General features: G+C 71.7%; 16 protein-coding genes and 1 pseudogene. 7 read left to right on the forward strand and 10 right to left on the reverse strand.

Features of this window, described 5'->3' with window-relative positions; genetic code table 11:
• Nucleotides 1–86 precede the first annotated feature (86 nt).
• Genes ACZ38L_RS08760 through ACZ38L_RS08770 form a run of 3 tightly spaced genes read right to left on the reverse strand, consistent with a single transcriptional unit; the run spans nt 87 to nt 2,855 of the window.
• Nucleotides 87–1,298: a cytochrome P450 gene (locus ACZ38L_RS08760; protein ID WP_465690632.1), complete on the reverse strand. Its 1,212-nt coding sequence runs from the start codon at nt 1,296–1,298 to the stop codon at nt 87–89.
• Between the two features lie 13 nt (nt 1,299–1,311).
• Entirely contained in the window at nt 1,312–2,610 is a 1,299-nt protein-coding gene (locus ACZ38L_RS08765; protein WP_465690634.1) for an NAD(P)/FAD-dependent oxidoreductase, read from the reverse strand.
• Nucleotides 2,607–2,855, reverse strand: coding sequence for a ferredoxin (locus tag ACZ38L_RS08770; protein ID WP_465690636.1), 249 nt, complete (start codon nt 2,853–2,855; stop codon nt 2,607–2,609). Before ACZ38L_RS08770 ends, ACZ38L_RS08765 begins: the two co-directional genes overlap by 4 nt.
• A gap of 109 nt (nt 2,856–2,964) precedes the next feature.
• Here ACZ38L_RS08770 and ACZ38L_RS08775 point away from each other — a divergent pair, with 109 nt between their 5' ends.
• The gene (locus ACZ38L_RS08775; protein WP_465690638.1) at nt 2,965–3,660 is read left to right on the forward strand and encodes a TetR/AcrR family transcriptional regulator; all 696 of its coding nucleotides are present in this window, start codon (nt 2,965–2,967) and stop codon (nt 3,658–3,660) included.
• A gap of 114 nt (nt 3,661–3,774) precedes the next feature.
• Here ACZ38L_RS08775 and ACZ38L_RS08780 read toward each other — a convergent pair whose 3' ends face one another.
• Both ACZ38L_RS08780 and ACZ38L_RS08785 read right to left on the reverse strand, forming a co-directional pair.
• Nucleotides 3,775–4,824, reverse strand: coding sequence for a glycosyltransferase family 2 protein (locus tag ACZ38L_RS08780; RefSeq protein ID WP_465690640.1), 1,050 nt, complete (start codon nt 4,822–4,824; stop codon nt 3,775–3,777).
• Between the two features lie 113 nt (nt 4,825–4,937).
• Nucleotides 4,938–6,236 (reverse strand): hypothetical protein, encoded by a 1,299-nt coding sequence (locus ACZ38L_RS08785; protein ID WP_465690642.1) that lies wholly within the window; start codon nt 6,234–6,236, stop codon nt 4,938–4,940.
• A 238-nt stretch (nt 6,237–6,474) separates the two neighbouring features.
• On the opposite strand from ACZ38L_RS08785, the gene ACZ38L_RS08790 reads away from it, so the two are divergent.
• The 3 genes from ACZ38L_RS08790 to ACZ38L_RS08800 all read left to right on the forward strand — a co-directional run bounded on the left by ACZ38L_RS08790 (nt 6,475) and on the right by ACZ38L_RS08800 (nt 12,761).
• Complete coding sequence (locus ACZ38L_RS08790) at nt 6,475–6,840, forward strand: CU044_2847 family protein (protein WP_465690644.1); 366 nt, start codon at nt 6,475–6,477, stop codon at nt 6,838–6,840.
• Nucleotides 6,837–11,309 (forward strand): nSTAND1 domain-containing NTPase, encoded by a 4,473-nt coding sequence (locus tag ACZ38L_RS08795; protein ID WP_465690646.1) that lies wholly within the window; start codon nt 6,837–6,839, stop codon nt 11,307–11,309. The genes ACZ38L_RS08790 and ACZ38L_RS08795 overlap by 4 nt, the downstream gene beginning before the upstream one ends.
• A gap of 273 nt (nt 11,310–11,582) precedes the next feature.
• Nucleotides 11,583–12,761, forward strand: coding sequence for a methyltransferase domain-containing protein (locus tag ACZ38L_RS08800; RefSeq protein ID WP_465690648.1), 1,179 nt, complete (start codon nt 11,583–11,585; stop codon nt 12,759–12,761).
• A 116-nt stretch (nt 12,762–12,877) separates the two neighbouring features.
• Here the strand turns inward: ACZ38L_RS08800 and ACZ38L_RS08805 are convergent, their stop codons facing one another.
• On the reverse strand, nt 12,878–13,090 hold the full coding sequence (locus ACZ38L_RS08805) for a DUF397 domain-containing protein (RefSeq protein WP_465690650.1): 213 nt from the start codon (nt 13,088–13,090) through the stop codon (nt 12,878–12,880).
• The gene (locus ACZ38L_RS08810) at nt 13,077–13,958 is read right to left on the reverse strand and encodes a helix-turn-helix domain-containing protein (RefSeq protein WP_465690652.1); all 882 of its coding nucleotides are present in this window, start codon (nt 13,956–13,958) and stop codon (nt 13,077–13,079) included. The genes ACZ38L_RS08805 and ACZ38L_RS08810 overlap by 14 nt, the downstream gene beginning before the upstream one ends.
• Nucleotides 13,959–14,241: 283 nt before the next feature.
• Here ACZ38L_RS08810 and ACZ38L_RS08815 point away from each other — a divergent pair, with 283 nt between their 5' ends.
• Together ACZ38L_RS08815 and ACZ38L_RS08820 are read left to right on the forward strand one after the other, a co-directional pair.
• Nucleotides 14,242–14,712: an ATP-binding protein gene (locus ACZ38L_RS08815; RefSeq protein WP_465690654.1), complete on the forward strand. Its 471-nt coding sequence runs from the start codon at nt 14,242–14,244 to the stop codon at nt 14,710–14,712.
• Complete coding sequence (locus ACZ38L_RS08820; RefSeq protein ID WP_465690656.1) at nt 14,709–15,074, forward strand: hypothetical protein; 366 nt, start codon at nt 14,709–14,711, stop codon at nt 15,072–15,074. The genes ACZ38L_RS08815 and ACZ38L_RS08820 overlap by 4 nt, the downstream gene beginning before the upstream one ends.
• Nucleotides 15,075–15,213: 139 nt before the next feature.
• Here ACZ38L_RS08820 and fumC read toward each other — a convergent pair whose 3' ends face one another.
• Entirely contained in the window at nt 15,214–16,695 is a 1,482-nt protein-coding gene (gene fumC / locus ACZ38L_RS08825; protein WP_465690658.1) for a class II fumarate hydratase, read from the reverse strand.
• The gene (locus ACZ38L_RS08830; RefSeq protein ID WP_465690660.1) at nt 16,692–18,365 is read right to left on the reverse strand and encodes an NAD-dependent malic enzyme; all 1,674 of its coding nucleotides are present in this window, start codon (nt 18,363–18,365) and stop codon (nt 16,692–16,694) included. Before ACZ38L_RS08830 ends, fumC begins: the two co-directional genes overlap by 4 nt.
• 398 nt (nt 18,366–18,763) lie before the next feature.
• Here ACZ38L_RS08830 and ACZ38L_RS08835 point away from each other — a divergent pair.
• Nucleotides 18,764–18,970: pseudogene (locus ACZ38L_RS08835) on the forward strand (hydroxymethylbilane synthase); the annotation flags it as partial.
• Nucleotides 18,971–20,225: 1,255 nt separating this feature from the next.
• On the opposite strand, the gene ACZ38L_RS08840 reads toward ACZ38L_RS08835, so the two are convergent.
• A complete protein-coding gene (locus tag ACZ38L_RS08840) occupies nt 20,226–20,687 on the reverse strand; it encodes a MarR family winged helix-turn-helix transcriptional regulator (RefSeq protein WP_465690662.1) in 462 nt (153 codons plus the stop codon).
• Nucleotides 20,688–20,736 lie beyond the last annotated feature (49 nt).

A 20,736-nucleotide genomic window follows, 5' to 3' on the forward strand; every position in this document is an offset into this window, starting at 1 on the left:
GCCGAGGCGGCTGCGACATCACCCGCCTCGGCCCCCGTCGTGGTGCTGGCCCCGCAGCCGTGTCCCGGCCGCCGTCCGCTGCCCGCTCAGGACATGACGGCCGCTCGGTCGAGTCGGTCGAAGGCGACCGGCAGGGCTTCCGGGCCGCGCGGGATGGCGTTGGCGCGGTACGGCGGCGGGTCGGCGAGCAGGCGGGGCGCGTGCAGGCGGCGGGCCAGCGCGGTCAGGGCGATCTGCGCCTCGGCGCGGGCCGGGGTGGCACCGACGCAGTAGTGCAGGCCGCCGTCGAAGCCGAGGTGGGCGTTGTCGGCACGGTCGGGGACGAACCGGTCGGGGTCGGCGAAGCGGGCCGCGTCGCGATTGCCGGCGGCGAGCATCAGCCGGACCCGGGAGCCCTTGGGGATGGTGGTGCCCGCGAGGTCGATGTCGGCCAGCGTGCTGCGTCCGGACATCTGCACCGGCAGGTCGTGCCGCAGCACCTCCTCGACCAGTTGGGTGGCCAGGTCGGGGTCGGCGCGCAGCCGGGCGAGGACGTCGGGGTTGCGCAGCAGCGCGAGGGTGCCGTTGGCGATCAGGTTGACGGTGGTCTCGTGGCCGGCGATCAGCAGCAGGCCGAGCGTCGCGCGCAGGTCCAGCAGTCCCATCGCGTCGTCACCGGTCATCAGGCCGGAGAGCAGGTCGGCGCCGGGCTCGGCGCGGCGCTGCTGGATCAGGCCCTCCAGGCACTGGACCAACTCGACCCGGGCCTGCTGGAGTTCGAGCAGCTCCTGCTCGGTCTGGGTGTCGATCGGATCCAGGCCGCGGGTCAACCTGCGGGCCAGGCTGCCGAAGACGGCCTCGTCCTCGCGGGGCACGCCGAGCAGTTCGCAGATCACCGTGACCGGCAGCGGGTAGGCGAGGTCGGCGACCACGTCGAGCTGTCCGGGCCGGTCGGTGGCGTGCGCGTCGAGCAGTTGGTCGACCAACTCCTCGATGTGGTCGCGCATGCCGATGACCCGCGGGACGAACTCCTGGGTGACCAGGTGGCGGAGCCGGTCGTGGTTGGGCGGGTCCTGCACCAGCAGGGTCTTCACCGGCTGGCTCGCGGTCTGCGGGTTGAGCCGGTCGGCGCTGATCCGCGGGTCGTGCAGCAGCTGTCGGATCTCGTGGTAGCCGCTGACCAGCCAGGTCCCGTCGGCCATCCGCGCGACCGGTTGCTGTCGCATCCGCGCGTAGTAGGGGTACGGGTCGGCCCGGTGGTCCAGCCGGACGGCCTGCGCGAACAGGTCGGTGGCCGGGATCGATGTGCTGGTGGTCATGGGACGTTCTTCGTTACTTCTGTCCGGCGGCTATGGTGTTGGCGAACTCGGCGTCCAGCGGCCTGAGTTGGGCCGGACCGTCGGGGGCGTCGAGGACCGGCGGGAACGGCGCGCCGGCCTCGATCAGCGCGGCGTATCCGTCCAGCACCCGCGGGGAGTCCACCGCGACGGCCGCGACCAGCCGCCCGCGACAGCCGTACGCGGCCACGAACTTCCGTTGCTCCGAGGACCCTTGGGTGACCACGAGCTGGTCGGCGATGGCGGGGAGGCCCACGCACTTGAGGTTGATCCCGAACTGGTTGGACCAGAAGGCCGGCAGGGGTTGGTGGGTGCGGTGGTCGCGCGGGTCGTGCATCAGGTTGTGCGCGGCGGTGCGCGCCTGGGCGACGGCGTTGTCCCAGTGGTCCAGGCGCAGCAGCCGCCCGGGGTAGCGCGGGTGCGGCCAGCGGGCGATGTCACCGGCGACGAAGACGCCGGGGACCGCCGTCCCGTCGGTGGCCAGCGCCCGGCAGGCGGCGTCGCAGGTCACCCCGCTCTCGTCGACGGCCAGCCCGGACGCCGCCAGCCACTCGGTGTTCGCGACGGCGCCGGCCGCGACCACGGCGACCTCGACGTCCAGCACGCTGCCGTCCGACAGCCGGGCCCGGCGCAGTCGCCCGCGCTCGTCGCCCTCCCGGGCGTCGACCGTGGTGTCCGGCCGCAGGTCCACCCCGGCCTCGCGGTACGGACCGGCGGCGAACCGGCCGACCACCCCGCCCAGCGCGCTCGCCAGCGGGGCCGGGCCGCGCTGCGTCACGGTCACCGCGAGTCCCAGCTCCCGGCAGGACGAGGCGACCTCGCCGCCGGTGAAGCCCGCGCCGATCACCAGCACCCGGCGCGGGCCGGCGGCCAGCGCCGCGCGCAGCCGGTCGGCGTCGTCACGTCCGCGCAGCATGTGTACGCCGGTCAGGCCGCCACCGGCCGCCTCGGGCCACGGCCGGGCGCGGGTCCCGGTGGCGATCAGCAACCGGTCGAAGCCCGCCTGCCGCCCGTCGGCCAGCGTCACCCGGTGGCCGGGCACGTCCAGGCCCGTCGCCGCGACGCCCAGCAGCCAGCGCGCGCCGATGTCGCGCACCCGGGGCAGCACCGTGTGGTCCGTGGTCAGCCGGCCGGCCAGCACCGCCTTCGACAGCGGCGGCCGGTCGTAGGGCTCGTGGGGCTCGTCGCCGATCAGGGTGAGTTCGCCGGTGAACCCCTCGTCGCGCAGCGCCCCGGCCGCGCGCAGGCCGGCCAGCGAGGCACCGACCACGACGATCCGGCCGGGCCCGGTCACCGGGTCCCGCCCGGCGCGAGGACCTCGCTGGCCGCACCCAGCGTGATCGCCTGTACCGGACACGCCGCGGCGGCCCGTTCCACCTCGCGCCGCACACCGCCGTCCGGCGCGTAGTCGTACTCCAGCGACTCCTCTCCGAGGAACCGGAAGACCGTCGGCGCGGCGTAGACGCACTGCCCGTAGCTCTGGCAACGGTTCAGGTCCACCACGAGCCGCAGGGTCTCCGGCGGGGACTGCATGAGCATGTCTCTCCCCTCTCATATCCCGGTCACTACTCAGATAGTGATCACTATCTCAAAGTCCGCGCGATCCGAGCTTTGACATAGCGATCGCTATCCGAATAGGCTCAGTGACATGGGCATGGGACAGGACGGGCAGCAGGACGGGCGCGGCGGGACGGGCCAGCGGCGGTTGACCCGCGCCGAGACCAAGGCCCGCACCCGGACACTGCTGCTGGACGCGGCGGCCCGGGTCTTCGCCCGGAAGGGCTTCACCGGTGCCTCGGTCGAGGAGATCGCCGAGTCGGCCGGCTTCTCCACCGGCGCGCTGTACTCGAACTTCAGCAGCAAGGAGGCGCTCTTCCTGGAGCTGCTCTCGGCCCGCGCCAGCGACCGCGTCTCGGAGGCCGCGCAGACGCTGGCCACCCACACCGCGGGCACCGGCGAGGCCGTCGCCGGACTGAGCCGGCTGCTGATCGACGTCGCCGACAAGGACATCGACTTCGCGCCGCTGCAGGCGGAGTTCTGGCTGTACGCGGTACGCAACCCCGAGGTGCTGGACACCATGGCGGCCCAACTACGCGGACCGCGCGAGTCGTTGGAGCAGCTGATCGCCGGCGCCCTGGTCCAGCGCGGGGCACCCGCCGGGGTCAGCGCCGAGGCCGTCGCCACGGTGGTGACCGCGCTGTTCACGGGCCTGGTGCGGCAACGGCGGATCGACCCCGCGAGCGTGTCCGAGGAGCTCTTCGGCCAGGCGCTGACCTGGCTCTTCGCCGGCATCAACGCCGGTGGCGGGCAGCCCGGCGGCGCACTGCCCGACGACGCCGGCTGAGGGGTTCACGGCGATCGCCAACCCGGCGCGCCACCCCTCAGGCGTCACTCCCTCCCGCCGGCCGGACCACCTCCGCGGCCGACGCCACGAGCTGATCCGAGACGGTCGCGGGCGCTACGCGGCCGCGCGGTGGGAGAGGCGGGCGAGCTGCCGGCGGCGGTACCGGTAGAAGCGGTGCAGGCGCTGCAGCGCGACGAACTCGTCCATCCGATTCGCCAGCGTCAGGCGGTACTTGAGACGCAGCGGGGCGCGCAGCGCGTCGATCCGCTCGACGCCGATCGCCCGCACCAGCCGGCTGACGTGCTCCTGGTAGACCTCGCGGTACGCCTGGTCGCCGTCCGGCACCCACCAGAAGAACATCGGGATCTCCTCGACCAGGCAGTTGTGGTCGTAGGAGCGCAGGTTCTCGTGGAACTTCGGCTCGGGGCGGGCCAGCAGCCACTCGCGGACCAGCTCCATCGAGCGGACCCGGTCGATCAGGCCGCGCGGGTTGGTACGCCCCTGGGTGATCGAGGGGTCCCCGAGCTCGCGCTCCCGCCAGTGGTAGATGTGCTCGGAGAGCACGTCCACGCTGCTCGCGAGGTAGTGGTGCGGGACGCTGACCGGGGCGTCCTCGTAGAGGATGCCCTCGGGGTACCGGATGCCGGCGCCGTCGAAGAAGCTCCGGCGGTAGACCTTGTTCCACGCGGTGCGGTCGGTGACCAGCGCCGGGAGCTCGGTCACGTGGGTCTTCAGCCGGGTCTCGCGGAACGGCTTCACATGGGCGCCGGACTGGTAGTAACCGCTCGAACGGAACCGCAGCACGTTGCCGGCGGCGAAGTCCGAGCCGGTCCGGTCCAGGGTGTCGATCATCAGCTGGTACGCACCGGGCGGCAGGCTGTCGTCGCTGTCCACGAAGGCCAGGTACTCGGTGCCCTCGCCGAGGTGCCGCCAGCCGGTGTTGCGGGCCGCGCCGAGACCCTTGTTCTCCTGCCGGACCAGCCGGAAGCGCGCGTCCTCGGCCGCGTAACGCTCGGCGATGGCCGCGCTGCCGTCGGTCGAGCCGTCGTCGACCATGACGCACTCGAAGTCGTCGAAGGTCTGCGCGGCGATCGAGTCGAGGCACTCCTCCAGGTAGCGCTCGACGTTGTAGATCGGGACGACGACGGAGAGACGAGGGGCCATCGACTGCGCGGCCTTTCGATCAGGAGCTTGCGACCGGTCCTGCGACCGGTCACCGGTCACCGGGAGCGACCGGCCAGATCCTAACGTCCGGCCCGGTCTGCTCCCAAGCCGGCTCAGGGGGTGGAGGTGGGCAGCGCGGGCGCCGCCTTCGCCACGGCCGCCACGGTGGGGTCGGCCAGCGCCCTGGCGTACTGCTGTTGCAGGAGCGCCGTCACCGCCGCCCGGTCGGCCTTCGCGGGCGTCCAGAAGTTGATGTTGAGGGCGATGTCGCCGACCACGGCATAGCCCTCGGTCCGGATGTCGCCGTCGCTGTCCAGCCCGGCGTGCTCGAAGGCCATGGCATCACCACTGCCGGGAATCGTATACGTACCGCCGGTACCGACGGCGTCCCCCGCCCCGTCCTGGTAGGCGAGGACGAAGCTCTGCGCTCCCGTCGCGGAGGCGAACTGGAGCAGGTCGATGTCCACCTCGGTGCCGTCGGAGGCGTTCCAGTTCTCCCGTACCGCGTACTGGAGCCCGCGATCGGTCTCCTCGGTGGTGACCCGCTGCTGGTCGCTCGGCTCGGCGATACGGGCCACCAGCTGCTGCGGCGTCAGGACACCCGTCGGACCGTCCTGGCTGTCGGCACGCCACGGCTGGGCACCGCTCGGCAGCGGCACCAGGTCGTTCGCCAGGCGGCTCTGATCGGCCGGGGTGGCGGGAGCCGGCGCGGAACTGGCCGGCGCGGGTGCGGTTGCCGAGGACGTGGGGAACGGTGACGGGGTGGTGACGTTCCCGGTCAGCCGTGCGCGCTGGGCCTTGGCGAGTTGGTCCAGCCCGGTGGGGTTGGCCGCGCCGGGGGTGAAGTAGTGCAGGTCGGCGGCGATGTCACCGACGGAGAACCAGGCACTCTGCTGGATGTTCCCGGCCTTGTCCACGGCACCGGCGCTCAACGCCTCACCTCCCGGCACGCCCTGGAGCGAGGACAGCGGTTCGGCGGGCGTCTGACCCCGCGACGTGCCCTCCGAGACGCTGCTGACGTAGTCCTGCGCTCCGCCGGAGCCAATGAACTGGATCAGGAAGAGATCGGCCTGCGTGCCGTCCGGTGCCTGCCAGTTCGTCTCGACGGCGTACTTGAAGCCGTCCCTGGTGGCGTCGCCCTTCTCCGAGGACTGCTGCTGGGCGGCGAACATGCCGTCCACGAACTGGTCGAGCGTGAGGACGCCGCCGGGCGCCAGGGTGCCACGGTCGAACGGCTTCGACCCCGTCGGCGCCGTCAGCAGCTCGCTCTTCAACTGGGCTTCGGGCAGCGTCTTCTGCTGCCAGGGCAGGCCCTGGCAGGCGCTGAGCGTCGTGACGGAGAGGGCCGCGGCGAGGGTGGTGGTGAGCGCGAGGCCCGCCGTACGCCGTCTGTACTTGAACTGCTCGGGCACCGTGAACCATTCGAGAGAGCGGGGATGTCGGACGCGAAAGTCCGTCGAACATCTTTGCGCAGGAAGATCACGTACGCGTCGCGACATGATCAAGGTGTGGACCTGCGGGTCCACCCGCGCGCCCGTGGCCGCGCCCGACTCCCGCGCCCGGCTCCGAGCTTGATGTTGTACATTCATGGGCCAGTTGGCTTGCGGATGCGTACCAAGGGGCTGGGGCAAGGCCCCGGGCGGGGGAAGCATGGCGTACTTGGTGGAAGTACCGGTCAGCGGGACGGACGGTCCGTCCGATGTGGTGAGGGTCGAGATCGAGCGGGCCGGGGACGGCCTGGTGCAGGTCGCCCGCCCCGGCCAGGTGGTCGCGCGGGCCACCCGCTCCATGGGCGACATGCTCGCCGGGATCCGCCCGGTCGCGCAGAACTTCGTCGAGGGGTTCCGCGGCATGGTCCACGCGCCCGACGAGATCTCCGTCGAGTTCGGGCTGTCGCTGTCCGCCGAGGCCGATGTGGTGATCTCCAGCACCGCGGCGCAGGCCAACTTCAAGGTCTCGCTCACCTGGCACCGGCCCGCCGAGGAGTCCGACCCCGAGTCGGAGCCCACGGCATGACGACGGCGCCCGCGGTCGCCGGGGGCACCGGACCGAAGGCCCTGGACGCGGCCGTCCTGCGGATCCGCAATGCCGCGGGCGTCCCCGTCGGCCTGGGCTTCCTGGTCACCGACGAGCTCGCCCTCACCTGCGCGCACGTGGTCTCGGCCGCGCTCGGCACACCGCCGGAGGCCGAGCCCCCCGACGCCGCCGGGCTCACGGTCGACCCGCCCCTCCTGCCCTCCCCCACGCCGAGCACCGCAGCCGTCAGCGTGCGGATCGAACACTGGGCGCCGGCCGAGGACGTGGCCGTCCTGCGGCTGAGCGACCGGCTGCCGGGTGCGCGGCCCGTCCGGCTCCTCGAGACGCGGGAGGTGTGGGGCCACGCCGCGCGGGCCTTCGGCTTCCCGATCGGCCGCTCGGGAGGCGTGTGGCACGCCGGTGTGCTGCGCGAACGTCAGGCCGACGGCCTGCTGCAGCTCGACCAGGCCGACTCGGACGGCTACCGGGTCTCCGGGGGCTTCAGCGGTGGCCCGGTGTGGGACGACGTCCTGGTCGGCGTGATCGGCATGATGGCGTTGGCCGAGACCGGCGAGCCCCCGGTGAGCTACCTGATCCCCACCCAGCGCCTGCTGGAGGCCTGGCTCGAGCTACGCGGTCTCGCCCTGCCGCCGTCGCCCTTCCGCAGCCTGACGGCGTTCGGGGAGTCCGACGCGTCGATCTTCTACGGGCGGCGGACGGAAGCCGACGAGCTCAGCCACCGGTTGCTCCAGAAGCGCTGGGTCGCTGTCGTCGGCGCCTCCGGCTCCGGGAAGTCCTCCCTGGCCATGGCCGGGGTCGTCCCCCGTTTCCGCGAGGCAGGGAACTCCGCCGTGGTCTTCCGGCCGTCCACCGGCGGCAGCCCGCTGTCCGCGCTCGCCGCGGCGCTGTTACCCCTGCTGGAGCCCCGGCTGTCCGAGGTCGAACGGCTGTCCCGGATAGCGGAGTTGACCGGCGCGCTGGCCAACGGCCAAGGGGGGCCGGCCGATGTCGTGGCACGGATACTGAACCGCCACGGGAGCGGGAAACTGCTCGTCGTGGTGGACCAGTTCGAGGAACTGCTCTCGCGCACCCCGGAGGCCGTCGACGCGCTGGCCGGCGTCCTGTTCGACGAGAACCTGCCGAGTACGGTCCGGGTGCTCACCACGCTCCGGGCCGACTTCCTGGAGACGGTGCTGGAACACCCCCGGCTCGGGCCGTTCTTCGCCGGCCAGAACCACGCTCTCGCGCCGATGCGAGCCGAGCAGTTCCGCGAGATCGTCACGGCGCCGGTCGACGCCGTCCCCGGCGTCTCCTACGCGCCCGGCCTGGTCGAACGGATCCTGCACGACACCCGTACCGAGCCCGGTGCCCTGCCGTTGCTGGGCTTCACCCTCGAACTGCTGTGGCGCCGACAGACCGGCGGCCAACTCACGCACCAGGCGTACGAGGAGCTCGGCGGTGTCGCCGGTGCCCTGAGCGCCTACGCCGACCGCGTCTGGGCCGAGTCCGTCCTGCCGGGGGACGAGGCGGCGGCCCGACAGCTCTTCACACGGCTCATCAGGGTGCCCATGGGATCGACGGGTGCGACCCGCCGGACGGTGCGGCGTACGGAGTTGAGCGACGACGAATGGCGGATCGCCCGGCAACTCGCGACCACGCGGCTGCTCGTCACCGGACGCATCGAGGAACGCGCGCCGGCCGCCGGTTCCACCGACACCGCTGACGGCACCGCAACCGCCGAGGCCGCCGCCGAGTCCGTCGAGACCGTCGAGCTGGCGCACGAGGCGCTGATCAACAGCTGGCCCAGACTGGCGGATTGGGCCGTGAAGGACCGCTCCTTCCTGGGCTGGCGCGAATCCCTGCGACACGACCGGGACCGCTGGGAAGCCGCCGGGCGCACCGCCGACCTGCTCCCGACGGCCGTCACACTGGCGGGCGCCCAGCGGTGGCTCGGCGAGTACGGCAGCCACCTGACCGAACCCGAACGCGACTACCTGCACCGCGGACACGTCCGCCGCCGCAGGCAGACCCGACGGCGGCGCGCCGCGGTCGCCCTGGTCGGCGTCCTGGCGCTGGTGGCTGCCACCGTCAGTGCGGTCTCCCTACAGCTGAGCAGGGAGACCGCACGGAAGGACGCGGTCTCCCGCTCGACCACCCTGGCGGCCGACGCGAACGCGCTCAGCGCCACCGATCCGGGCGTCGCCGCTCAGCTCGCGATCGCCGCGTACCGGTCCGCTCCCACCCAGGACGCCGCCAACCAGCTGTACGCCACCCTCATGACACCGCTGGACTCCGTCGTCGCCGACACCGGCCACGAGGTGCTGCGCGTCGCGGCCCAGCCCGACGGGCCCCTCGCGGCGGCCGTCGACACGGACGGATCACTGCGGATCTGGGACCTCACCAAGCCGCTCGCGCCCGTCCTGGACGCCACCCTCCACACGGCCGCGACCGGGATCGCCCTCGCGCCGCACGGCGGGCTGCTCGCCGGCGCCTGCGCCACCCCCGCGAGTCTCTGCCTCTGGAGCCTGGCCGACCCCCGGCACCCCACCGTCGCTGGGCAACTACCGGGAGCCGCTGACGCCTCAGGGGGCAGCGGATCACCCCGGGTCACGTCGATGGCCTTCAGCCCGGACGGCACGCTGCTGGCCGCGGCGTTGACGCAGGGCGTCGCGCTGGTGTGGTCGGTGGCGCAGGCCGCGCACCCCCGTCTGGTCGCGGAACTGCCGACGCCGACCCAGCGGACGGACGCGTCCGGCGTACTCGCCGGCGTCGCGTTCGCCCCGAAGGGCGACCTGCTCGCCACCACCGTCCTGGGCGGCGCGACCCAGCTGTGGAACCTCGCCGATCCGTCCGCCCCGGCCAAGGTGGCCACGATCACCACCGGGTACACCGCCGTGGCGTTCAGTCCCGACGGGAGCAGGCTGGCCGCCGTCGGCGACTACGACGTGGGGCTCTGGAACATCGCCGACCCGGCCGCGCCCGCGCCCATCCCGACCGGCTACTACCCGAGCCCGGTCATGATGGCGGTGGCCTTCAGCCCCGACGGCAGCGAACTGGCCTTCAGCGGAGTCGACGCCGACGACAGCAACAGCCAGCTGTGCCTGCTGGATCTGTCCCCCGCGAACCCGGCCTCGGTTCAACCGGCATGCGCCACGACCGGATTCGGCACCATCGCCATGGCCTACGCGCCCGACGGCGTCCTGCTGAGCGGCGGCCCCGACGGCGTGCTGCGGGCGTGGCGCTCGCCGCTGCGCCCCGCCGACGACGTGTTCGCCTCGGACACCTTCTCGGACTGGGCTTTCAGTCCTGACGGACGCCTGATGGCCGCAGCCCTCGCCTCTGACCTGCCCAATGATCCCCTGTCCCCCTCCCACCTCGCCCTCTGGGACGTCTCCTCACCCCGCACCCCCGAGCGCATCGCCACCATTCCGCTGCCCGCCACAGTGCAGCAAGCCCGGTTCCTCGGCGCGACCACACTGCTGACCGTGACACACGACCAGTCCGTCCAGCTGTGGGACCTGCGCGATCCGCGCCATCCGGTGCGGGCCGCCTCCCTGGGCAAGGCCGACTTTCCCACCATCGACGGCGGAGCGATCACGGGCACGGGCGTTGACGTGGACGCCGCCGGCGATCTGGTCACGGTCCAGGGCGGTGACAAGCTGCTGCACCTGTGGCGCATCACCGACGCGCACAACGCGGCCGAAGTCGGGTCCGTCCCCGTTCCCGATCCCGACACCGACGAGACGGGCCTGCTGGCCGACGGCCGCACCGCGATCGTCATCACGCCCACCGGAATCGACTGGTGGGACACCAGCGACCCACGACACCCGGTGCAGGGCGACACCACCCAGCTCACCAGCGCCAGCCCCGCCGCCGTCTCCGCAGGCGCCGTGGTGGCCGTTGTGACGTCGTCGCCGACCGACTCCGACAACAGCGGTACCGTCCACCTGTTCCACGTCACCGCCGGCAGAGTGCGCTCGGCGACCGTCCTGCCGGGGTCCGTCGGCTCCATGCTGAACATGAGTCCCGACGGTCGACGGCTGGCCGCCACCGGTCCGGGCAACAGCACCGTGACCGTGTGGGACATCAGTGATCCGTCGCACCCGCGCACCGGGGCCGCCGTCAGCACGCTGCACAACCTCCACGGTGTGAGCCTCGATCCCACCGGCCACCTCATGGCCGACTGGAACGGGATGAGCGGCGAGGCCCAGCTGTGGGACATCCACAACCCCGCCGCGCCGGTGCTCGAAGCAACCATCACGCTCGCGGCCGACGCCACGCTCGGGCCGGTCACCTTCCTCCCCTCGGCCCCGACGTTCGCGATCCTGGACGGCCACTCGGCCTTCCTCGCCGACACCGACCCCGGCGGACTCGCCGACCTGCTCTGCTCGTACACCGGCAACTCCATCACCGCCGCCCAGTGGAAGAAGGACGCCCCGGGCACGACCTACCGGAAGGCCTGCCCGTAGCCACCGCCGCAACTCGCGGTCCGGTGCCGGCCCGGCGCACAGCGTCCGGGCGCGCGCCCCGGGCACACCCCAGCGCCGTCTTCCACAGGCTCCGGAAGCCGGGCCACGATGACCCGTGTCTGTCCTACCGCGACGAGGAGCAGCAATGACGCCGACGCCATCCCGGGGCACACACGAGAAGCCACCACCTGAGCCCAGCCAGGGAAATCCGCCGCCGGGAAACGCGGGCGGGCAGGTCCCGCCCCCGCCACCGTCGGACGGGAAGCACAAGAAGTGACCCACGAGGACCTGGTGGCCCGCCGGACGCGCCTGGATCTGGCGATGGCCGAGCGCGGGGCGTGGCCGGCAGACTCACCATGGCTGCGCGAGGCGATGGCCGCGCGGCCACGTGACCTGTTCGCACCCGAGCGGTTGTGGCGCTGGAACGGGAAGGCGTACGCCGCCGTCGACCGGGCGTGCGACCCGGCCGGGTGGACGGCCGAGCTGTACGGCAGCCCGGACGCGGCGGCGGTCACCCAGGTCACCGGCGGACTGCCGTCGTCCAGCCTCTCCGCCCCCGCCGTGGTGGCCGACATGCTGGACAGTCTGCGCGTCGAACCCGGACACCGGGTCTGGGACATCGGCACCGGGCAGGGCTGGACGTGCGCGCTGACCGCCTGGCGGGCGGGTCCCGGCAACGTGGTGTCCACCGAGGTCGACCCAGGGCTGGCGGTCTTCGCGGCGGCCCGGCTGGCGGTCGCCGGTGCCGACGCGGAGGTGGTGGTCGGCGACGGCACCCGCACCCCGCCGCCCGTAAGCGGCCCGGTCGACCGGATCCACGCCACCTACGCGGTGGAGACGGTTCCTTGGGGCTGGGTGGAACACACGCGGCCGGGCGGCCGGATCGTCTACCCGTGGGGGCGGCTGGGGCACGTGGCCCTCACGGTCGACCCGGACGGTCGCGGCGCCCCCGGCTGGGTGCGGGGCCTGGGGCAGTTCATGGCGGACCGAGGCGCTCCCGGGCCGTCGGCCGGCGGCCATGCCGGATACCGGGCGGTGCGCGGTGCCGAAGCCCCGGAAGCCGTGCACACCGTGGAGCGTGACCTGGCGCCGCTCGCCGACGACTGGAACCTGAAGTTCGCACTGCGCGTCGCCGTCCCCGAGGCGGTCATCACCACCGGCACCGACGAGGACGGTGTCTCCGCGTGGGTCCACGACGGCGACCGCTCCTGGGCGGCGCTGTCGGCCGGCGGGGACGGCGGTGTCACCGTCCACCAGGGCGGCCCCCAGCGCCTCGGCGACAGGCTGCTCGCCGCGTGGGACCGGTGGGAGGAACTGGGCCGTCCGGCGCCCTACGACTATGGGATCACCGTCACCCCGTCCGCACAGTGGGCATGGCTCAACGACCCCATCAGCGGCCCACGCTGGCCGGTCGACGGACGCACCGCCCCGGCCGAGCGCCGCGCGGGGTAGCGGGTGCTCGGCAGACGGTGCCTGGTTGGCCCGCCCCGCCGTGGCCGGATCCGCGGCACACCGCCCCCGTGCCACGGGAAACGGCAGCCGGGGGCTGTCGGAGCGTCACGGACGGGTCAGCAGCCCGAGGGAAAGCTCCCCGTCCGCAGGCCGCCGACGAACGCCCGCCAGGCGTCGGCGCCGAAGACCAGCGCGGGGCCCTGGGGGTCCTTCGAGTCACGCACGGGGACGTCCCCGCCGGCCGCGAACGCGACCTCCACGCAGTTCGCCTGGCCGTTGCTGTGGCTGGACTTGAACCAGGCCGCACCCGTCAGATCAAGCCTGTCCATAACTCCCTGCCATTTCAGACATCAGGCGCTTCGACGCCTGTTCGTCGAGCGCTGCATCCCAGATACTCTCGAACGCCCTGTCGTAGCGTTCGACCTCGTTGGGCTTGTCCAGGTAGAGAACGCCTGTATAGCCCTCCGCGTAGACGGTCGGCGGCTCGCTCTCGCTGCCGTCCACGTTGTTCGGAAAGCGCAGGATCGTGAACGGGCCCGACATGACACCGAGGTGCAATCCAGCCGCGAACGGAACCACCCTTATCCGGATCAACTCCGAAACTTCAACCAGCTGGTTGAGTTGCCTCGCCATCACGTCATTCGAGCCGACCGGCCGCCTGAGCACGGACTCGTTCAGGGCCACGCGAAGCCTCGGCGCACCGGCGGCACGGCTCAGAATGACCTGACGAGTGGTTCGCAAACGTGCTCGGCGCTCGATCTCGCCCTCGTCCTCATGAGGGTTGTCCGCTCGGATGATCGTGCGGGCGTAGTCCTCGGTCTGTAGCAGGCCGGGGATCAACTCGCTCTCGTACCAGTCGATCTGTGATGCCGCCTCTTCGAGGCCGATGTAGAGGTCGAAGCCCTCGGGAATCACGTCGCCGTAGGAGTGCCACCAGCCGCGCGCCTTCGTCTCCTTCGCAAGGCCCATCAGCGCCTCGGTGAGATCTGCCGGCGCACCGTAGACCTTGCACATGGCCTCCACGTCAAGACTGCGCAGTGAGGTCTGCCCCGTCTCGATTCGCCACATCTTCGCTTCGGACCACTCCAGTTGACGCGCCGCCGCACGAACCGTGAGTCGCGCCTTGTTCCGCAGATCGCGCAGGTACCGCCCGAGTTGCCTCCGCGGCACGGTCGATCCCGTCGGCCCTTCCGCCATGGGTCATCCCTTCCCCACCTCAGTATGAAGCACTCTCAGCATCCGAAATGAAAGCACTGCCGTGCTCGCTCCGCAATGAGCATCAACTGTTCGAATTACTCGATCTGAGACTTCGCAATGAAGTCTTGCAGATTGCAGTCCCTCAAGAGCAGACTACGGAGAGTAGGGCATCGATCGACAGATCGTGATCAACACGGTGGGTCGCCGGGCATTCCCATGCCCTCGCCCAGGGTGCACAGATCGCCCGCCTGGTACCACGGCCGCACTGCAAGGGAGCTTTGCCATGCCTGAAATCATCAATCAGCCAAAGGAGTTGACCGGCAAGGCGGAGTGCTGGCTGCCACGCAGTGCCCGATCCCCGGGCCGCGCGCGTCAGTTACTCAGGGACCTGCTGGCGCGCGTGATCGACGGTGAGCGGTTCGCGGGCGATGGGCTCATCGTGCTCACCGAGCTGACGCTGAACGCCGTGCGGCACGGGAGTCCTGGGGGATGCCTGATCTGGGTCTACCTGGACGCCAACGCCGACCGGCTGCTGATCGAGGTGCACGACGCCGGTAGCGCCCCTCCCGAACCGCGCGAGCCGGGCCCGGACGACGAGGCCGGGCGTGGGCTCATCCTCGTCAACGCGCTCTCCACCCGGTGGGGTTGGCGCCCGCGCGGCGACCGGGGAATCGGCAAGATCACGTGGGCCGTGGTCAGTCCGGCGGACGGCGGATCGGTGCCGCGCCAGGGCGAGCCGGGTGGTGCGCGATGACCGGGGAGAAGGACGCACCGGGGGTCGGCCCCGTGATGGTGGAGTTGACCGGAATCACGGCGCCCGCGACGTTCGCGCGCCTCACGGATGCCCTCGCGGCGTCCTGGCAGTCGATTCAGGCCCTGCCCCTGGGCAGCCTGGAACGGAACTGGCTCAGGGAAATGCTGACCGGGCCGGGCGCCCAGCACTGCGCCCAGGAGACGTTGCGGCAGGGGCAGCACATGGAGCTGGTGTTCACGCTGGCGGGAGTCTCGCACACGGTGAAGGTGCAGCCGGCCGAACGGGAGGGGGCGCAGTATCACCCGCCTGCGGAGCCGATCGCAGCGGCACCCGCCCCCCGGAGGGGTACGTCTGGTTCCTGATCCGACCGGATCCGCCGAAAGGCACCGCGCACCACGCGGTGCCTTTCGGCGTCGGCGGCTTCCTGGTGACCCACCCAGCAGAGCGGGAGAGCACGACGAAGCTCACGTTCCCCATCCAGTCGGCGTCCGACGGGCGCTGTCATGGCCTCCCGGTCGATCCGACCATGGCAGCCGGGTTCACGATGCGGTCGAACTCGGCAGCATCGACGTATCCGCTGGCCAGGGCGGCCTCACGCAAGGTGGTGCCCTCGTCGTCGGCCTTGTGGGCGATCGCCGAGGCCTTGTCGTAGCCGATCTCCGGCGACAGCGCGGTGACCAGCATCAGGGAACGGTCGACGTAGCTGTCGACCTGCTCGCGGTGCAGCTCGGCGCCGTCGATGCAGTACTCGCGCAGCTTCCGGCAGGCATCGGCCAGGATGGTGGCCGAGTGCAGGAAGTTGTTGATGATCACCGGGCGCATCGCGTTGAGTTCGAAATTGCCCTGGGAGCCGGCGAAGGCGATCGCGGAGTCCTCGGACAGGACCTGGATGCAGACCATCACCATGGCCTCGCACTGGGTCGGGTTGACCTTGCCGGGCATGATCGAGCTGCCCGGCTCGTTGGCCGGCAGGATCAGCTCACCCAGTCCGCAGCGCGGCCCGGAGGCCAGCCACCGGATGTCGTTGGCGATCTTCATCAGCACCACGGCCAGGGCCCGCAGGCCGGCCGAGGCGGCGACCATGGCGTCCAGCCCGCCCTGCGCGGCGAACTTGTTCGCCGCGGTGACGAACGGGTATCCGGTCGCGACGGCGATCTCCCGGGCGATCTGGTCGGCGAAACCCTCGGGCGCGTTCAGTCCGGTGCCCACCGCGGTGCCGCCCGCGGCGAGTTCGAACAGGCCCTGGGTGGACGCCGTGACCAGGGACATGGCGGCCCGCTGGAGCTGGTGGGCGTAGCCGGACCACTCCTGTCCGACGGTGAGCGGGACCGCGTCCTCCAGGTGGGTACGGCCGATCTTGACCACGTCGCGCCACTGCTCGGCCTTGGCCTCGATGGACCGTCGCAGCGCCTGCACGTCCGGCAGCAGGTGCTCGTGGATCTCCTTGACGGCGGCGATGTGCATCGCGGTGGGGAACGTGTCGTTGGAGGACTGCCCCATGTTGACGTGGTCGTTGGGGTGCACCGGTGTCTTGCTGCCGAGCTGGCCGCCGGCCAGCTGGTTGGCACGGTTGCTGATCACCTCGTTGGTGTTCATGTTGGACTGGGTGCCCGATCCGGTCTGCCAGACGTACAGCGGGAAGTGCTCGTCGAGTTTCCCCGCGATCACCTCGTCGCTGACCTGCTCGATCAGGTCCGCCATCCAGTCCGGCAGCCTCCCGGCGCGGCCGTTGACGATCGCGGCGGCCTTCTTGACGTGGCCGTAGGCGTGGTAGACCGCTTTGGGCATGCGGTCGTCACCGATCGAGAAGTGGATCAGTGAGCGCTGGGTCTGGGCCCCCCAGTACCGGTCGGCGGGCACGTCGATGGCGCCCATCGAGTCGCTCTCGCGCCGGGTTCCGGTCGCCGACAGGCCGATCGGCAGGTCGAGGATCTTCGGCCCCCGGTCCCCGGCGCCACCGGGCTGCCCGGTGGCGCCGGTCATGACGCGCCGCCCTCGGGGTAGGAGGGCTGCCACATGGCCTCCTGCACCGCCTGCACCACGTTGTCGATCTTCGCGGTGGCGACGCCGTCCGCCTGGGCGGCTCGCACGACGGCGACCGCCGTCGTGGCGGTGGAGGCCCGCAGGTTCTCGACCGCCGGCAGCAGCGAAGCGCCCGGAGTGGCGACGTCGACCTGGCCGGCCACCGCCTCGGCGGCCGCGATGAGCATGGCAGGGGTCACCCTGTCAGCGCCGGAGACGATCGTGCCGAGCCCCAATCCGGGGTAGACCAGCGCGTTGTTGGCCTGGCCGAAGCGGTAGCTCACGCCGTGGTACTGCAGCGGTCCGAACGGCAGCCCGGTCGCGACCAGTGCCTTGCCGTCGGTCCATGCGATCAGGTCCTGTGGCTCGGCCTCGATCTTCGAGGTGGGGTTGGAGATCGGCAGGATGATCGGCCGCTCGACCCCCCGCGCCATGGCCTTGACGACGGCCTCGGTGAACGCGCCGTGCGCGGTCGAGGTGCCCAGCAGGATCGTCGGGGCTGCTCTGCCAACTGTCTCCAGCAGCGGGACCGCCCCGCCGCCGGCCCAGTCGGCGACCTCCTCGGGCTTGCGGGCGTACGGCTTCTGGAAGTCGCGAAGGTCCGCCATGTCACTGGTCAGCAGTCCCTGCTTGTCCACCAGCCAGATCCGGGAGGTGGCCTGCTCGGCCGTGGCGCCGTCGCGCGTCATCGCGCTGTGGATCTGGTCGGCGATGCCCACGCCGGCGGTTCCCGCACCGAACACCACGAGTCTCTGCTCGCGCATCGGCACGCCGGTGACCTTGACCGCGGACAGCACGGCGGCCAGGGTGATCGCCCCGGTTCCCTGCAGGTCGTCGTTGAATATGCGGTACTGGTGACCGTAGGTCTCCACGATCCGGCGGGCGTTGTCCGGGCCGAAGTCCTCGAAGTGCAGCAGCGCGTTCGGGAACATCTTCGACGCGGCGTCCAGGTACTTCCTGATGAAGGCGTCGTAGGCGGCGCCGCGGACCCGGGCGTGCCGGTTGCCCAGGTACAGCGGGTCGTTGAGCAGGGCCTCGTTGTCGGTGCCGACGTCCAGCGACACCGGGATCACCCGGCGTGGGTCGATGCCGGCGGCGGCGGTGTAGATGGCGAGCTTGCCGATCGCGATCTCGATGCCGCCCACGCCCCAGTCACCGATGCCGAGGATCTCCTCGGCATCGGTACACACCAGCAGGTCGACGTCGTCGGCGCCGAGCCCGAGGGTGCCGAAGGCGGTCTCGATGTCGTCGGGCGCGTCGATCGACAGGAAGATCCCGCGCGGCCGTCGGTACTCCTCGGAATACCTCTCGATGGCGTCGCCGACGGTCGGGTCGTACACCACCGGGAGCAGTTCGGCGAGGTGGTCGGCGAGCACCCGGTAGTACAGGGTCTCGTTGCGGTCGTGCAGTTGCTCCAGGTACACGTACTTGGCCAGGTCGTCGGGCTGGCACTGCAACTGGCCGTACGCGCGCTTCGCCTGCTGGTCCAGTGTCAGAACGGCCGCGGGCAGCCGGCCGGTCAGTCCGTAGCTGTCGCGCTCGGAGGCGCTGAACGCGACTCCGTGATTACTCATCGGATCTTCCAGCACGCCGGGTGTCGCCGGTGTCCTGACCGCGTGCGTGGTACTCATGTCTTCGCTCCTCACGATGGCGTCCGTGCTGTCGGGGACCGGGCGGTGATCGGGTCCGGTACAGCGTTCTCGGCAGGTGGTGTGGTGCCAGTGACGGGTCGGACGTGGGCGGCGAGTCGCGGCCCCTCCCGGGCCGTCGCGCACACTTTCAGGCTAGTCCCGCACCCCGGGATCGACTGGCTGAGCACGAGCCGGCCGGTGGGCGTCGCCGACCGTCGCCGTGCCGACGCCCACCGTCGCGACCTGGTCGGGCGCACGGCCGAGGAGCGAGCGCCGACGCGGATCGCGCGGCGGGGGACGGCATTCGATCCCTCCTGTCATGGTTCCGACATAACGTCGGCAGGTGGCCGGGCCGTGTTCGCGCAGCATGCGGTCAACGTCTCTTCAGACGCCGGGAGTTGTCGGCCAGCCCGGGCGGATCCGCGTTCTCCACCGAGCAGGAGGCCGCACTGGTGCGCGGCGAGGTGGATGTGATCGTGCACTCGCTCAAGGACCTGCCGACCAGCAACCCGCCCGGCCTGGTGCTGCTGCCTCCGCGCGGCCGTGAGGACGTGCGGGACGCGTCGTGCGGTTCGACACTGGCCGGCCTGCCGCAGGGCGGACGGGCACAGGATCGACCAAGACGTTGATGTTGCCGCCGCCCCCGCCGTAGTAGCCGCCTCCACCCCCGCCACCCGTTACGGAAAGGGCCGGACCGCCGCCGTTGCCGCCGGAGCCGAGCGAGCCGGGGGAACCGGCCACGGTGCCGCTGCCCCGGCCCCGCCCTGGGTGGCCGTGCCCGTCCCGCCGCCGGTTCCCCCGTCGCAAGCCCCGTCGGTGGCCGGCTGGCCGGCATCCCCACCCGGGCTTCCCGGACAAGGGATACCGGTGAGCCCGGCTCCACCGCCGCCCGCGGCCACGATGAGGCGGGAGTCGGTGGTGGCGAGGGGTTGGTGCCGGGCTGGGTGCGGACGTCGGAGGCACCGCCACCTCCTCCGCCGAAGCGGCCGGTGCCGCCGCCGTTGAAGCCGCCCGCGCACTGCCGCCCCCGCCACACGAACCGCTGGTGGTGGCGGTGCCGCCGACCTCGACGTAGAGAGTCTGTCCGGCGGACAGTCCGGTGAGCGTGCCCGACACCTGGGCGCCACGGCCGCCGCCGGTACCGGAGGCTCGGCGCCGCCGGCGGCGCCGATCACCGTGGCGGTGACCTGCGTGACACCGCTGGGGACGGTGAAGGTCTGCTCGGCGCCGGTGGAGGCGAAGGTACAGGTGACGGTGGAGTCCGAGGTCGTGCAGGTGCCCTGCGCGTGGGCGGGCCCGGACAGCGCCACCGGGATGACGGCGGCGGCACAGAGCACGCCGGCCACAACGGTCAGCGCCCGTCGACGGCCCGGCGAACCGGCAGGGTATCCGCTCGCACCCGAGCCTGGCCGGCCGGCAGCAACCGGCAGTGAGAAGGTCGTGATCCACTCCCAGAAGGTGGAAGGGAGGTCTCGGCAGGGGACTGTCTTCCGCCGCTCCGGATCAGGTGGCCGGACACACGGCCGGTAGTCGAACCGAAACACCGTCGATTCACCCCGGCGGTTCCCCGTCGACCTCCCGGTCCCGCAACCGCGCGTGACGTGACCTGCTCGGCCTGCCCGTTGGTCCGGCCACAGGTGGGGACGAGATCTTCGTCGGCCTTCCCACGGGCTCGCCGCGGCTCCGCCGCCTCCCGGCTCGGCACCGCCCACGGTCCGGCCGTCAGCCCGACACCCCCATCGACCGCCAGGCCGACCCTTTCAACTCACCACGAGGTCAGACCTATCGAGCGAGAATCGGAGTGGCCACCAGCCTTCTCCGAGGGCCTCACGAGGGGCGCCCCCGCAGGAGGTTGGCGGGTCACTCCTCCAGGGCTGTCGCGATGCGGTCGAGGTCGGCGAGGAGCACCGCCATGCGTTGCGGCGGGATCGCCTCGACCATGCGCTGTTCGATGGCGTAGACGGCGGTCTGGACCGCGGCGAGGCGTGCCTGACCCTCCTCGGTGAGGCAGGCGGGCCGGGCGCGGCCGTGGTCGGCGGTGGCGGGGCGGGTGATCAGTCCCGCTTCCTGCAGGCCCCGCAGGACGACGTTTCCGGACTGCCGGGTGACGAAGGTCGCGCGGGCGAGGTCGGCGTTGGACATGCCGGGGTGCAGGGCCAGGAGTTCGAGAGTGGCGTACTGCGGCACGGTCAGCCCGTGCTCGCGCAGGACCTTGTCCATGGCGCCGCGCAGGGCCGCCTGGGCGCGTTTGAGCAGGTACCCCACGTGCTGGGTGACGTCCTTCGCGGGGCGGGGCGGCTCGGCCGACATGCTCTCCATCATGTCAGCATTTTGACATAGCCATCCCGGCGTCCTAGCCTCAATGATGTCA

The organism is Kitasatospora sp. NPDC024654 (genome assembly GCF_055559155.1).